Origin of the sequence: Pseudomonas sp. NFX1, from assembly GCF_051123555.1 — a bacterium.
Lineage (GTDB): Bacteria > Pseudomonadota > Gammaproteobacteria > Pseudomonadales > Pseudomonadaceae > Aquipseudomonas > Aquipseudomonas capeferrum.
On the sequence record NZ_CP169366.1, the window covers coordinates 3500418 to 3515362 of the forward strand.

Annotated in this window: 12 protein-coding genes; 2 read left to right on the forward strand and 10 right to left on the reverse strand. The window is 65.9% G+C overall.

Annotated elements, in window-relative coordinates; all coding sequences use genetic code 11:
- Nucleotides 1-120 precede the first annotated feature (120 nt).
- Both DJ563_RS15750 and DJ563_RS15755 read left to right on the forward strand, forming a co-directional pair.
- Nucleotides 121-1800 (forward strand): ShlB/FhaC/HecB family hemolysin secretion/activation protein, encoded by a 1680-nt coding sequence (locus DJ563_RS15750; protein ID WP_434517996.1) that lies wholly within the window; start codon nucleotides 121-123, stop codon nucleotides 1798-1800.
- A gap of 27 nt (nucleotides 1801-1827) precedes the next feature.
- The gene (locus tag DJ563_RS15755; protein ID WP_434517997.1) at nucleotides 1828-6354 is read left to right on the forward strand and encodes a hemagglutinin repeat-containing protein; all 4527 of its coding nucleotides are present in this window, start codon (nucleotides 1828-1830) and stop codon (nucleotides 6352-6354) included.
- 207 nt (nucleotides 6355-6561) lie between these two features.
- On the opposite strand, the gene gspN is transcribed toward DJ563_RS15755, so the two are convergent.
- From gspN to gspD, 10 genes are read right to left on the reverse strand one after another with little or no spacing between them, the layout of a single operon-like run.
- Complete coding sequence (gene gspN, locus DJ563_RS15760) at nucleotides 6562-7221, reverse strand: type II secretion system protein N (RefSeq protein ID WP_434517998.1); 660 nt, start codon at nucleotides 7219-7221, stop codon at nucleotides 6562-6564.
- Entirely contained in the window at nucleotides 7218-7604 is a 387-nt protein-coding gene (gene gspM / locus DJ563_RS15765) for a type II secretion system protein GspM (protein WP_434517999.1), read from the reverse strand. Before gspM ends, gspN begins: the two co-directional genes overlap by 4 nt.
- Nucleotides 7601-8686 (reverse strand): GspL/Epsl periplasmic domain-containing protein, encoded by a 1086-nt coding sequence (locus tag DJ563_RS15770; protein ID WP_434518000.1) that lies wholly within the window; start codon nucleotides 8684-8686, stop codon nucleotides 7601-7603. The genes gspM and DJ563_RS15770 overlap by 4 nt, the downstream gene beginning before the upstream one ends.
- Entirely contained in the window at nucleotides 8683-9273 is a 591-nt protein-coding gene (locus DJ563_RS15775; protein ID WP_274098205.1) for a type II secretion system protein, read from the reverse strand. Before DJ563_RS15775 ends, DJ563_RS15770 begins: the two co-directional genes overlap by 4 nt.
- Entirely contained in the window at nucleotides 9270-9638 is a 369-nt protein-coding gene (locus DJ563_RS15780; RefSeq protein ID WP_434518001.1) for a type II secretion system protein GspI, read from the reverse strand. Before DJ563_RS15780 ends, DJ563_RS15775 begins: the two co-directional genes overlap by 4 nt.
- On the reverse strand, nucleotides 9635-10072 hold the full coding sequence (gspH, locus tag DJ563_RS15785; protein ID WP_434518002.1) for a type II secretion system minor pseudopilin GspH: 438 nt from the start codon (nucleotides 10070-10072) through the stop codon (nucleotides 9635-9637). The genes DJ563_RS15780 and gspH overlap by 4 nt, the downstream gene beginning before the upstream one ends.
- A 2-nt stretch (nucleotides 10073-10074) precedes the next feature.
- On the reverse strand, nucleotides 10075-10509 hold the full coding sequence (gene gspG, locus DJ563_RS15790; RefSeq protein ID WP_434518003.1) for a type II secretion system major pseudopilin GspG: 435 nt from the start codon (nucleotides 10507-10509) through the stop codon (nucleotides 10075-10077).
- Nucleotides 10510-10526: 17 nt separating this feature from the next.
- Complete coding sequence (gene gspF / locus DJ563_RS15795) at nucleotides 10527-11729, reverse strand: type II secretion system inner membrane protein GspF (RefSeq protein ID WP_274098208.1); 1203 nt, start codon at nucleotides 11727-11729, stop codon at nucleotides 10527-10529.
- A 3-nt stretch (nucleotides 11730-11732) separates the two neighbouring features.
- Nucleotides 11733-13181, reverse strand: coding sequence for a GspE/PulE family protein (locus DJ563_RS15800; protein WP_434519730.1), 1449 nt, complete (start codon nucleotides 13179-13181; stop codon nucleotides 11733-11735).
- A complete protein-coding gene (gene gspD, locus DJ563_RS15805; protein ID WP_434519731.1) occupies nucleotides 13181-14938 on the reverse strand; it encodes a type II secretion system secretin GspD in 1758 nt (585 codons plus the stop codon). Before gspD ends, DJ563_RS15800 begins: the two co-directional genes overlap by 1 nt.
- Nucleotides 14939-14945 lie beyond the last annotated feature (7 nt).

Below are 14945 nucleotides of genomic sequence, written 5' to 3' on the forward strand. Positions count from 1 at the left end.
CTTAAATGAGAACCCGCCTGACAGCCGCTTAGGCAGGGTACTGCATCCAAGCCAATCACTTAATTCTTAGCATCCACGCAGACGAATACGAAATCCGTACGTCCTCTGCGGGGTGCTTGAATGCCGTACCGAATTCTCATCATTGCCTGCAGGCTGCTGGTCTGCTGCCTGACCGTCGTGATGACCAGCGCCCTGGCATTGGCCGACGACCTGGCCAGCCAACAGTTGCGCGATCAGCAGCAAACGCTGCGACAACTGGAACAGCAACAACGCCTTGAGCGCTGGCAACGGGTGCCTGCCGCGCAAGGTAATCAGCACAGCCAGAGTGCACAGACTGCCGACAGCCACTGCTGGGCGGTGAGCGGCGTGCGCCTGGCCGGCCATCGACACGTGTCGGGGACAGCACTGGAGGCGACCGTGGTGCCGCTGATGCAACCTTGCATGGGCATCGTCGATATCAACCGCCTGCTCAAGGCCATTACCCAGCGCTATGTCCAGGCCGGCTATCCGACCAGCCGCCCCTACTTGCGCCAGCCCCCCGAAGATGACGCCCCGCTGGATATCGTCATCAGCGAAGGTTTTGTCGAGTCGATCGAGCTCGGTGCCGACCTGCCCCTTTCCTTGCGCGGCGCTTTTCCTGACGTACTGGGGCAGCCGCTGTACCTTCCCGACCTGGAGCAAGGGCTCGACCAATTGAACCGCCTGCGTGCCTACGACTTGAGTGCCGACTTGCTCCCCGGCGAACTGCAAGGCGGCACTCGCGTGCGCGTTCAGCCCTACAAAGTCGCCTCTCGGTGGCATCTGGACGGCCGCCTGGACAACCGCGGCAGTGAACTGACCGGCCGCCATCGCCTGAACCTCGGGGTCGGCCTGGACAGCCCGCTGGGCCTTAACGACGACCTGCGCCTGTGGCTGGCCAGCACCGTCTTCGATGCGCCGGGCACCAGCACGGGCATCACGGTGTACTACAGCATCCCCTACGGTCCGTGGACATTCGCCTTCAACGCCAGCCAGTTGCGTTACCACGCCCCCATCCCGCACGGGCAACAGACCAGCAGTGGCCGCAGCCGCTTCCAGGGCGTGAGCGCCGAGCGCGTGCTGTGGCGCAATCAGCAGGGCATGCTCAGCGCCAGCGCCCGGGTGGACCGCAAGCAGATGGTCAACCGCACCGGTGGCGTTGTCGTCGACTTGCAGAGCCCTACCCTCACCAGCGTCGAGGCCGGCCTGCAGTGGCTCTGGCTTGAGAACGGACTGTGGAACGGGTATGTGGGGGTCGCCCACGGCCTTGAGGGGCTGTCCAAGGACAACCCGGCCATGCGCAGCAACGGGCTGCGCAGCGATTTCGTCAAATATCGCGCCTCCCTCCTGCACCTTCGCCAAGGAGCAGCAGCGCAGCCCTGGCGCTGGCAAAGCGAACTGGGGTTGCAGTACAGCCCCGACCCACTGCCCGCCGTCGAACAACTGCTGGCCAGCGACGACTCGGCGGTACGCGGGTTCCGCCTGCACACTTACGCCGGCGCCACTGGCGCGGCCTGGCGCAACACCTTGAGCCGCCCGCTGAGCCCCGCCTGGGCGGCACCGTTGCAAGTGCGCCCCTACGTCGGCCTCGACCTCGGCTGGACCCGACTCGCCAGTGACAGCCCCGTCCTGCGCCTGGCCGGTGCAGCGGCCGGCATCGAAGTGAGCCTGCCCGACAGCCGCCTGCGCCTCGATTATCAACGCGCCCTGTACACCAGCGACCGGCCCCGCACGCTTCTGGAGCCGGGCTTCTGGGTACTGGAGTGGCACCTGAACATCTGATTCACCCACAACAAAGAGAACGAGAACATGCAAACACTCTCGCAGTTGACGTATACCCACCCCAATACCTTGCGTTGGGCCATCTTCCTCGCCCTGCTCGGCTCCAGCACCGCGCAGGCCACGGGTGGCCTGGAAGCGGCCAGCGGCCCGGCAGGCACCCCGCTCATCAACAACGGCCATGGCGTCCCGGTCATCGACATCGTTGCACCCAACGCTGGCGGCCTGTCGCACAACCAGTTCCTCGATTACAACGTCGGCAACCCCGGCGTGGTGCTGAACAACGCCACGCAGGCGGGCCAGTCGCAACTGGCCGGCGCCCTTGCGGCCAACCCGCAGTTCCAGGGCCAGGCCGCCTCGACCATCCTCAATGAGGTGATCAGCCGCAACGCTTCGCTGATCGAGGGGCCGCAGGAAATCTTCGGCCGCCCGGCCGACTACATCCTGGCCAACCCCAATGGCATCACCCTCAACGGCGGCAGCTTCATCAACACCACCCGCGCAGGCTTCGTGGTCGGCACCCCGGAATTCGAGGACCAGCAACTCAAATACCTCGACACCCTCAACGCCAGTGGCTCCCTGCAGGTACTCGACGACGGCCAGAGCAACAGCACCGGTGCCCTTGACCTGATCGCGCCGCGCATAGACAGCAAAGGCTTGCTCATGGCTGCCAATGAACTGAACGTCACGGTTGGCCGCAACCGCATCGAGCACGCCAGCGGGCAGGTGGTCGAACACCTGCCCGGCGAACAGGGCAGTGTCGATGCCACCCTGTTCGGTGCCATGCGTGCCGGGCGTATCCGCGTGCTGAGCACCGCTGAAGGCGCGGGGGTGCGCATGGGGCCGGCAAAGGTGCATGCCAGCGACGGTATCGACATCCATTCGGCCGGCGACCTGCACATCAGCGGCAAGGCGGACAACCCCAGCGAACTGCACAGCGAACGGGGCGCACTGAACCTCAGCGCCGCGCAAGACCTGACCCTGCGGGCCGTCGATGGGCAGGCGCAACAGGTGGTGGTCAAGGCCGGCCAGTCACTCACCCTGGATGCCGACAGCCTGGCAAACACTGAACACGACCGCGAAAACTGGAAGAATAAGTTTCTCTTCATCACCCGCGAAACCTACAACCGCGAGCGCACCACCACCCAAAACCAGCAGCACGGCACGCAGTTGCGCGGCCAAGACAGCGTAACGCTGCAATCGGGCGCTGACATGCGCCTGGTAGCCGCCGATGTGAAGGCGGGCGGCGAATTGAGCGTCGACAGTGCCGGCAAGCTGGACATCGTGGCAGGCATCGACAGCCAGCACATCAAAGAACAGGTACGCCACCGCAAGGACTTGTGGCGCGGTGACAGCGACACCGAGCAAACCCGGGAAACAGCCCGGGGCAGCACGTTGAATGCCGAGCGCATGGCCCTCACTGCGGCCGATACCCTCACGCTTCAAGGCAGCACGCTGCACAGCAACAGCGACATGCAGATCAAGGCGCGACAAGTCGAGATCGGCACCACTGCACTGCAGGACAGCGGCACACAGCGCAACTACCGCGGCGACCTGGTCTCCGGGACCTTCTTTGGTGATCGCAAGGGTAATGACAGCCAAGGGCAGACAGTGGTTGGCAGCAATGTGACGGCAGACGGCAAGCTGAACGTGACGGCCGACCAGGTCACCATCAAAGGCAGCAAGGTGCACGGCAAGGAAGATTCGGTGCTGTACAGCGAAAAGGGCCTGCTGGCGATCGAGGCCGACCACGGCAGCAGCACGTCGACTGACCATCAGAGCAACAGCAAACTGTTCGGCCTGATCGGCAGCGATAGCAAGGACACCGCACGCAAGGACCAGGTACTGCTCAGCGACGTTTCGTCCAGCAGTAACCTGCGCCTGGCCAGCGCCGAGGAACTGCGCATCCACGGGGCAAAAATCGAAGCCGGCAAGCACCTGCAGGTGCAGGCCAAGGGCGACCTGACGATCGACAGCGCGCAGTCGCGCAGCGAAACACAAACCGATCAACAGCAACGCGGCTTCACTGTCGGCGCCAAGCAGACCCAGGAGGCACAGGACGGCAAACCGCAATCACGCCAGTACGAAGCCAGCGTGGGCTACCAGGTCGCCAACACGACGGGCAAGGTGCAGGAAACAACGCAGGTCGCCAGCGAACTGAAAGGCGCTTCGGTCGAACTGCAAAGCGATGCCCACCTGCAGGTCAATGGCTCCAAGGTCGTGGCAAGCGCTGGCGACCTCACTGTGGCCGCCAAACAGGTCAGCCTTGGCGCAACCCGTAATGAACGCGAGTCCGTCAGCAACGACAGCCAGAGTGGAGGCAGCTTGAAAGTGACAGGGGGTATCGATCGGCTGGGCAGTGCCTTCGCAGGCCATCACAACACCCAAAGCCAGCTCGAACGCGACAGCACCGTCCAACGCAGCGAGTTGCAGGCCAGTGGGGACGTGAAGCTGGACGCCGAGCGTTTGCTTACCGAAGCGGCGCGCGTCGAAGCCGGCCAGCAACTGAAAGTAACCGCCAAGCACATCGAGAACCGTGCCGTGCAAGATACCCAAGAGCGTGAAAGCGTCACCGACAACTGGGCAGGCAGCCTGGGCGCCAGCGTCGAATACCGTGACCTGACCCGCCCCATCGAACGGCTGGTGCTGGGCGAAGAGGCGGCGCGCTTCCAGCAGGGCTCGCCTGAAGACGCGATGGTGGCGCCAAGCGCCGGTGCCGACATGACCATAGACCACCTCAAGCGCCTGGAAAACCAACGCCGCGGCTTTGCCCAGGTGAGTGAGTTGTCGGGGGCTGCAGTCGAGGTCAAGGCCGATGTCATCGATGACCAGGGCACCGCGTGGAAGGCTAACGCCGGCAAGCTCTTGATCGATGCCACGCAGCACCACCTGAGCGCCGCCGAAAACACCCAGGCCGATACCGTGCAGCGCCTGGCCTATGGCGGCGATGCCCGCGTGGACACCAGCACCGGCAACGATCTCAATGTACGCATTGCCGGTAAAGGCGGCTCGCTGGATAAACACGACCTGGCCAGTACCGCCGTGCCCGGCAGCCTCTATGGCCAACAGGGTATCCAGGTGCAGTTGGGCAGCGATGGCAAGTACGAGGGCACGCGCATCGACGATGGCGACGGCGCTGTGGTGATGCACAGCGGCGGCACGCTGTCGTTGCCGCAGGCCACTGACCGTAACAGCCAGGCATCAAAGCAGCTTGACGGCAATGCCTGGGCCAAGGTCGGCAACCGCCCCGGCAGCACCGGCGTCGACACCCGTGGCTACCTGGATCACAACCAGCAGAACAGTGCGCAGACCAAGGCGCAGGTGGCGCAAATCGACGCCAAGGGCGCTGTGCATCTGAGCAGTGAGGCTGACCTTGTATTGGAAGGCACGCGTATCGGCAGCCGTGAAGCCAAGGTCGGCGATACCGTGCTGGAAAGTGGTGGCCGCTTGCAGGTCACTGCGGCCAGCAATACCCAGCAGGCCAAGGGCGGCAGCCTGGGTGGCGGCCTGGAGCTGGCAGCCAAGAGTGGCGCGACCAAAGGTGGCGGTGTCGGCGGTCACTTCAACCATGGCAAGCAGAACGAAGACGCCAGCCAGGCCGTCAATGCCAGCTTCGAAAGCGCGGGCAAGCTCACCCTCAGCAGCCGTGCCCGGGAGGACATCGCCGTGCACCTTGAGGGCCTGCAAGCCTCGGCCGAACAGATCGAGCTCAACGCCGCAGGCGGCGGCATGCTGATCGAAGCTTCGAGCGACCGCGAGCAACGCGACAACCTCGACATCACGGCCGGTGCCGGCTTCAACATGGCCAAGGGCGCTACCGATACCCTCGGCCTGCATGGCCGCGCCCAGGTGGCGCTGGACAAACGAGACAACCACACGTGGAATGCCAGCCAACTGCGCGCCGAAAAAATCCAGTGGCAAAGCCGTGGCGACACGCGCATCGAAGGTGCCAGCCTGGAAGCCGGGCGCATTACCGGTGATGTTGGCGGCGACCTGCGCGTTGCCAGCCGCAAGGACCGCGTCGACAGCTTGAGCGTGAAAGGCGACCTGCGCCTGAGCCAGGAGAAGAACCCGCAGGGCTACACCAACGCCGCCAACGCGCTGGCTGGGCCGCTGAGTGACAAAATCGGCAAAAAAGCCGGCGCTGCCTTGAGCAAGGCCGATCCTGGTTTTTCCCCGACTTTGCGCCTGGATGTATCACACCAACAGCGCGACACCGTGACCAGGCAGGCCACGCTCAAGGGCAGTGAAGGGCTTGATCTCAAGGTCGGTGGCGATGCCCGCCTGGTGGGCGCCCGGCTGCAATCGGGCAAAGGCGCTGTCGAGTTGAAGGCCAATGCCGTTACCCGTGAAACCTTGAATGGCAGCGACTACCGCCGCGATGTGTCGATCGATGCGTCCAACTCGCCGGTGGACCTGGGCACTGCGGTGGCCGAATTCACCAAGGGCAAGGGCGCTGCAGACGGGGAGAATGCGCTTGACCTGGGCCTACTGCGCACCAGCGGGCACAACCGCAGCGAGCAGTGGGTATCGAGCGTTCAAGGCAAGGCGGAATAACCCGTTGCCCGTCGACGCTTTCATGAACCCATCCATGACGTGATGACTTGGCCGGGATCCTGTAGGAGCGGGCTTGCCCCGCGAATAAGCCGCGCGGTGCCTGGCACCGGCTTGGCCGGTGTTCGCGGGGCAAGCCCGCTCCCACAGACCCTCCGTATAAATCAATAAGTTAGCGATCCATCAATGGCCGCGACCTCATTCAAGTGATTACCACCTGATCAGCCGCTGCCCCGTTGTCGCCTCTGGCCCCAGCCATTGCGCACCGCGCAGCAGCGGCGTCAGGGCGGCATCGGGCTGCAGCGCGAGGGTGACCTGGGCCTGTCGCTCCAGCAGGTGCGCATCCACCTGCAACTGATGCTGCCCCTGCTGCACCAACTGCCCCAGCACATGCCAACCACCTCGGCACTGCACCTCGAGCCATCCCTGCCCTAACCCCAACGACCAGGGTTCACTCAGCGCCAGGTCCGCGACACTGATACGCCCCTCGGCAGCCTGGCATTGCCGCCCCGCACCGTGCACCCGCAGCGTACCCTGCCATTGCCCGACCAGGCGATAGGCCGCAGGCACAGTCACTTGTGCCGCTGCGGGCTGAACCTCAAGCCCCCAACGCCAAGGCCAGCCTTCAACCCGCACCTGCCAGGCCTGCCCCTGAAAGCCCAATGCCCCTTGGCCCTGCAAACGCCAAGGCTGCACGGCCCACTGCAATGGCCCGAACGGCCCAAGTTGCGTCGCCTGCCCCTGCCACAAGCTGCCGCTCACTCCCGTAGCCTGCAGGCCGAACCCACGCACCAGCCAACTGGCCGGCAGCTCCACCAGCAAGGTCAGCACGAACACCAGCAGCAGCCACGCCACGCCGCCCCGGCTCATGGCCGCAGCACCAGGTCAAAACGCAGGCCGTTGGGGGCTTGCTCCAACCCCCACTGCAACGGTTGCGCGCCCTCGCTCTGCAGCGAAACGACCCAGCCCAGCAGGGCCTGCTCATCGGCCACCTGACCCTGCATGTGCCAGGCTTCACCCTGTGCGACCACTTCCTGCAACTCGATGCGCCGCGCTTGCGCCGATTGGTGCAGACGCTCCAAGCTCAGCGGCGCGCCCCCCTGCAAACCTGCCGCCTTCTGCGCCAACGCCCGCCATTGGCCAAGCGCGTGCCATTGCGCCAGACCTTCGCGTACAACCAGCACGCTCGACAGCAGCGCAATCAGCCCCCCGGCCAGCGCCAGGCGATGACGCTGTACCCAGTCCCGGTTCATGTCGCCACCTCCAGGTCGAAAACCACACGGGTCGACGATGCATCCCCGTTCACTTGCACCTGTGCCCCGACAGCACTGGCCATCTCGCCCCAGGGCGGTGCGGCCCCCTCCCCCTCCAGGCGCACATGCCAGCGTTGGCCGTCGAAGCGCACGGCTTGCAGGCGCCAGCCGGGATGCTCTAGTAACCAGGCCTGCAAGCGCCCCTGCAAGTCTGCCAACTGACGCACACGCAATTGCTGCTGCAGTTCGGCTTCGCGCAGGCGCTTGAGCGCCTGCGCCGCCTGCCGCGGCCCTGCCTGCTCGCCGGTCACGGCAAGCACCTGGGCTTGCCAGAGCTGCACCTGGCGCCATTGCTGGACCAACCACAGACTGCCCCAGGTGCAGGCCAGCAGCAGGCAGGCGGCAAGCAGCTGACGCTGCGCTCGCGAGGGGCCAACAAAGGTGCGAGGTCGTCGCTGCTCGAACAGGCCAGGCAGGCTGTCGAGCGGCGCCAACTCGTCGGGCCAACGCCCCTTGAGCGGCACCCTGCGCAGTTGCGGCCAGGGTTCGACCCGCACATCGCCCAGCACATCAGGCCAGGCCAACCAGCGTTCGCCCGCGCCTTCGCTCAGCCCCTTCATCAAGCTGAACCCGCCCGGCTTCTGCCAGCACCAGGCCACACCCGCTTCAGGAGCAGGCAGCAACTGAAATTCGGCCCAGCAACACTCGACCGACACCCCCCATTCCACACACTGCCCGCGCCAGCCCTCCAGATGCTGACGTGCCACGGTCAGTAGCCGCACCTGCCCGGCTTCACGGCCCAAACATCCACACACCACCTCATCCGCGCTCTGAAGCAAGCAGTCTTCAAGCAACAATGGCCATTCTTCACGCCTGAGCCCCGGCGGTGCGGGCAACTGGAAGTGGCTGCAGTGCTCGGCAGGCACGATCAACGCCACCCGCGCCTGCAGGTTCGCCGGGGGCTCGCCCTGCCCCTGGCGCTGCGCGATACCGCCCTCGACCAGCAGCCAGTCCCAAGGGCTGCCTGGGCGCAACAACAGCCAAGGCCGGGCCGGCGAACGTCGACGCCAATCAACCTTCATGAACGCCCCCAGGGAATAACGAACGTGCAGACATACGGTGCTCCATCACGCTGCAGCTCCAGGCGCACACCACGGCCGGGGTGCGCCGGTTGATCGGAAGGCCAGGGCTGCCAGCGGCCGCCCTGGTGATACAGAACGTTCACCTTGCTCACCCCTTCAAGTTGCTCGCGCAACACCCAGCGCGCAGCAGTCGCGGCATACAAGTCGGCCGAACTCTCCAGCAACAGACGCTGCTCGCGCGCCTCGAAGCGCAAGCGCTGGCGCTGTAGGCGCGACCCGCCTTCAGCTTCAGGCAGGCCGGTGGCCGCCACCCACAGCAGTTGGCCGTTCGCGGGTTGCCAATCGAACCAGCGGCTGGCCAAGGGCAGACGCTGTTCGTACACCCGGCGCAGCACCGGGCTGTCGAGGCGCCGCTCCAGCGCCAGGCAAAAGTCCAGCACCGAGGTTTGCTGGCTGCTCACCTGCAACCGCTCACGCACCTTCAGCCAGCCGTTGACCAATGCCGCCAGCATGATGCCGAGCAGCGCGGTCAGGGCCAGGGCGACCATCAGTTCGATCAGGGTAAGGCCTGCCTGATGCCGCTTCATGGGCGCTCCAGAAATACACTGTATTGGCCAAGCGGCAGCCGCTGGTCGCGGTCGCCGAACATCTGCAGTTCGCCCCGGCGCAGGTCACGCACGCCGGTGCGGCGCAACTGCATCTGCCAATGGCACAGTTGGCCGCCCTGGCTCAGTTGGCCGCCCACCTGGTTGCTGGCCGGCCAGTACTGTTCGACGACGAAACGGGCTTGCAGCTCGCGCGCGCACAGCAGGCCAAGGCGGTGCTGCTGCAGGTTGTCCTGCACCGCCAAGCGCTGGCGCAGGACCTGGCTGGTGATCACCGCCAGCACGGCGGCAATCGCCAGGGCCACGGTCACTTCCAGCAGGGTGAAACCGCGCTGCTGGCGCTTCATGGCAGTGGCGCCATCTGTAGCTTGCCATCCCGGCGCCAGGCCCATTGCTGGCTGCCCTCGGCCCCGTGCCAGCGCACCGAGCCTGGCTGAGCCCAGCCTTGCGGCGTGAACAGAAGCTGCGGCTGCGCGCTGGCGGGCCAGTCCGGGCGCAGGCCCTTGGGCCAGTCGCCGAGCGCGACGGTCTCGACCACCCAGGCGTTGCCCTCGCGGCGGACAAACTCCGGCCGCTGGCCAGTCCAGCGCAACCCGCGCAACTGCCCGGCATGGCGGGCCAGGGCCGCCTGGGTCCGGGTTTCGGCCGCCAGGCGTTGCAGCGCTTGGTCGACATTCGTCTTGCCGCTGTCGAGCCAGGCCACCGCCAGGGTGGTCATCAACCCGGCGATGGCCAGCACCACCAGCAATTCGATCAGGCTGAAGCCTTGTTCACGGCGCACCCTTACAGCGCCCAGTTACCCAGGTCGGCATCCTGCCCTTCGCCGCCAGGCACACCATCGGCACCCAGCGAATAGACATCAACGCGCCCATGCTCGCCAGGCATGCGGTACTGGTACGGCGTCCCCCATGGGTCTTGCGGCAGGCGGCGCACATAGCCATCGCTGCGCCAGGCACGCGGTAGCGGCGCCTGCTCGGGCTTTTTCACCAGCGCAGCCAAGCCTTGCTCGTTACTGGGAAAACGCAGGTTATCCAGCCGGTACATGTCCAGCGCCTGTTCGAGTGTGGCCAGGTCTGCCATGACCTTCTGCCGCATGGCCTTGTCCTGGTTGCCGAGCACGCTGGGGGCGACCACGGCGATCAACAGGCCGATGATGAAGATCACCACCATGATCTCCATGAGGGTGAAGCCACGCTGACGGTTACGACGATGGTGCATGGAAGTACTCCTTGTGTTCACAATTGCAGGCCCTGGTTGAGTTGCATGATCGGCAGCAGCACCGCCAGCACGATGAACAGCACCACGGCGCCCATCACCAGAATCATCAGCGGTTCGAAAAGCGCCATGGCGGTGTCCACCTGGCGGGCGAAACCGCGCTCTTGGTCGTCGGCCACCCGTTCCAGCATGTCGGCCAGGGTGCCGCTGGCCTCGCCACTGCCGACCATGTTCACCAGCAACGGCGGAAACTGTTGGCAGGCATCCAGCGCGCGGTGCAGGCTGGTGCCGCCCTGCACCTGCTGGCGCACCTGCTCCATGGCCAGGCGGATGCGCCGGTTGGAAACTGTCTCGGTGGCCACCTGCAGGGCTTCGAGCAGGGCCACGCCGCTGCTGCTGAGAATCGCCAGGCTACGTGCCAGCCGCGCGCTTTCCAGTACCTGCAACAGGCCGCCCACACGCGGCAGGCGCAACAGCAACTCATCACGGCGCAGGCACCAGTGCGGCTTGCGCAGCAGCCAGCCACCGAGCAGCGTCAGCAGCATCGCCAGGCCCAGCAACCAGGGCCCGGCGTGCACCAGCCCCTGGCTCAGGCCGATCAGCAAGGCGGTTATCAACGGCAGGCTCTGCCCGGCGTGGGCAAACTGCTCGGTGAGCTTGGGCACGACGAAGGTCATCAGGCCGATGACCACGGCAAGCGATACACCCATCAGCACACAGGGGTAGATCAATGCAGTACGCGCCTTGTGCTGCTGGCGTTGCACCTGTTCCAGGTGATCGGCCAGGCGCGTGAGCACCTGGGCCAGGCGCCCGGAGCGCTCACCGGCCTCGACCAGCGCACAGTACAGGCCGCTGAACGGCGCCCCCTGGCGGGCCAGGCTGCGCGCCAGCCCCAGGCCTTCGGCGAGCGAACCGCGCAAGGCCACCAGCACGCTGTGCAAGGCAGGCTGGCGCAGTTGCCGTTCGAGGGTGGCCAGGGCATCGACCAAGGGGATGCCTGCACCGGTCAAGGTCGCCAGCTGGCGGGTCAGTTCGCACAGTTGCGCACGGCTCAGGCGCTGGCGGCGGGGTTGCCGCACGCCTGCCTCGTGGCGCTGCAACTGGCGGGCGAACAGGCCCCGCTCACGCAACAGCTGGCGCGCATGGCGCTCGCTGTCGGCCTGCAGGCTGGCCTTGTAGGTCTTGCCGGCCAGGTCGACGGCTTGATAACGATAGGTCGGCATGGCTCAGCCCTGTACCACGCGCAGCACTTCGGCCAGGCTGGTCTCGCCACGCGCCAGGCAATCGCTGGCCATGGCTACCAGGCTGCGCCGACGGTCGACCAGGTAGTCCTGCATGGCTTGTTCACTGGCGCCGTCGTACAGCAGCGCGATCAGGCCGGGGTCAAGCTCGACGAATTCGTACAGGCCCAGGCGCCCGACATAGCCGCTGCCCTGGCACTGCTCGCAACCGACGGCGTGGTAACTGCTGCCCAGCGCACACAGCTCGGGCCACAAGTCACGTTCGGCGGTTTGCAGCGGCTGCGCCACCGCACACTGGCACAGCCGCCGCACCAGGCGCTGCGCCAGCACACCGCGCAGGCACGACGCGATCAGAAAGGGTTCAATGCCCATGTCACGCAGGCGGGTCACCGCCCCCACCGCACTGTTGGTGTGCAGGGTCGACAACACCAGGTGGCCGGTGAGGCTGGCTTGCACGGCAATCTGCGCGGTTTCCTGGTCACGGATTTCGCCGAGCATGATCACATCCGGGTCCTGGCGCAGGATGGCGCGCAGGCCACTGGCAAAGGTCAGCCCGGCGCGTGGGTTGATGGCCGTCTGGCCGATGCCGGCGATGGCGTACTCCACCGGGTCTTCGACGGTGAGGATGTTGCGGCTGCCATCGTTGAGGCTGTTGAGGCTGGCGTACAGCGTGGTGGTCTTGCCCGAGCCGGTGGGGCCGGTGGACAGCACGATGCCATTGGGCCGCGCCAGGCAACTGCGCAGACCTTGCAGCACGGCGGCCGGCATGCCCAGGTTGTCCAGCGCCAGCAGGCTGGCCTGCTTGTCGAGCACGCGCATCACCACCCGTTCACCGTGAATGCCCGGCAGCGTCGAGACCCGCACATCGACCTCGCGCCCTGCCGCCCGCAAGGTGATGCGGCCATCCTGGGGCTGGCGTTTCTCGGCGATGTCCAGCCGCGCCATGACCTTGATGCGTGACACCAGCATCGCCGACAGCGCCCGGGGCGGGCGCAGCACCTCGCGCAGGTGGCCGTCGACCCGCAGGCGCACTACCAGGCTCTGTTCGAAGGTCTCGATATGGATATCCGAGGCACGCAGGCGCAAGGCCTGGCCGAACAGCCCGTTGATCAGGCGAATCACCGGCGCCTCGTCATCGCTTTCGAGCAAGTCCTCGATGCGCGGCATCTCGCTCATCAGGCTGTCCAGGTCGACCTGGTCGCCGATACCTTCGATCAGCGCTGCGGTGGCCGCATCGCCGCCCTGATACAGCTGTGCCAGTTGCTCGTCGAATGCTGCGGGCTCCAGGTAGGCCAGCGCACCGGGCTGGCCATGCACCCGCAGCAGCTCCTGCAACACCTCGCTGTCGGCGTCGCGGCGCAGCCACAATTGCCAGCCGTCTTGCCCGGGGGTCATGGCCAGGCCTGCCTGGCGTGCCAGCCGATAGGGCAACATCACCAGTTACCGCCGTCCAGGCGCGCCCGGCTGGCGGGGAACACCTGCAGCAGCGGCGTGGTGCCTTCAGCACCGGCAAGGTCCGGCAGTTGCAGCGGGGTGGTCTGCTGCAGGGTGCGGTACTTGCCTTCGCTGAGCCCGGCCAGGCTCGGCCCATCGCGCAGGATGCGCGGGCGAATGAAGACCATCAGGTTCTGTTTGGTGTTCTTGCTGGCGTCGGAGCGGAACAGGCGGCCCAGGTAAGGGATGTCACCCAGCAGCGGTACGCGCTGGTTGCTGGTACTCAGCTCGTCGCTGATCAGGCCGCCCAGAATCACCAGGCCGTTGTCTTCGACCATGACCTTGGTCTTGATCTCACGCTTGTTGGTGATCACATCGCTGGCAGCGCTGGAGTCGGCAATCGACGAGACCTCCTGAACGATGTCCAGGCGCACGCTGTTGTCGATGTTGATCTGCGGTTTGATCCGCAGCTTGACCCCGACCTCCTTGCGCTCGATGGTCTGGTAGGGGTTGGCGTTGTTCTGCGTCACCGAGCCGGTGACGAAGGGCACTTCCTGGCCAACCAGGATCGACGCCTCGGCGTTGTCCAGGGTCAGCAAGGTTGGCGTGGACAGCAAGTTGAAGCCGCTCTTGCCCTTGAGCGCATTGACCAGCATGGCGAAGTTGAAACCGCCGCCGAAGTGGCCGATGCCGGCAGTGGCCCCGGCGGTGGCAGACAACAGCTTGCCCAGTGCCTCGGTGTCTTCGCCGGCGGCAGCCCCGGCGATGTTGGCGATGTTCACCCCGTTGCTGCCGAAGTTGACGATACCGGCACCGAACTTCTCATCGGCGAACAGCCACTGCACACCCAGCTCCTGGGCACTGCTGTCGGACACCTCGGCGATGATCGCCTCGACCACCACCTGGGCACGGCGGATATCCAGCTGCTCGACGATGGCACGGTAGGCGGCCAGCTCGCTGTCGGGGCCGACCATGACTACAGCGTTGGTGCCCTCTTCGTATTCCAGGCGAATGCCCGAGCCACCGGGGGCGGCCATCACCGGCCGGTCCTTGGCTTCGCCCTCGGCCACGCCTTCTGCCGGCGCCATGCCTTCCTGGCTGAGCCCGCGCAGCACCTTGACCACTTCACTGGCCGTGGCGTGCCGCAAGTAGATGACTTGGGTACTGCTGCTGCCCGCCGTCTCGCTGGGGCGGTCGAGCTGACGCAGCAGGCTGGCGATGCGTTCGAGGTTGCTGCGCCAGTCGGTGACGACCAACTGGTGCGCCGCCGGGTACGGGGTGATCACCCCAACCCGTGGGTCGATCAATGGCTTGAGTATGCCAAGCACCTGCTCGGTGGCAGCGTTGCGCACATTGAATACCCGGGTAGCCACGCTGTCGCTGCCTTCGCCCTGCTGCCCGGCAGGCTCCACCGGCACCGGCTCCAGGCGCGCCGCCTGGTCAGGGACGATCTTCACGCTGCCATTGGGCAGGTCGACGGTGGCGTAGCCCTGGGCGCGCAGTTGGGCGAGGAAGATGTCATAGATGGCATCGGCGTCGTGCAGGTCGACGGTGCGCACGGTGACCTTGCCCTTGACCCGCGGGTCGACGATGAACGTGGTACCGGTGATGCGCGACACGCTGTCGATGAATTCACCCAGCTCGGTGTCGACGAAGTTCACCTCGTACATCGGCGTGCCGTCGTCATCGAACACCGGCTCCTCGGCGCTCGCAACCGGCAGGCCCACGGACAAGGCCAGGCTCAGTGCAGCCGCCATGCAGTAT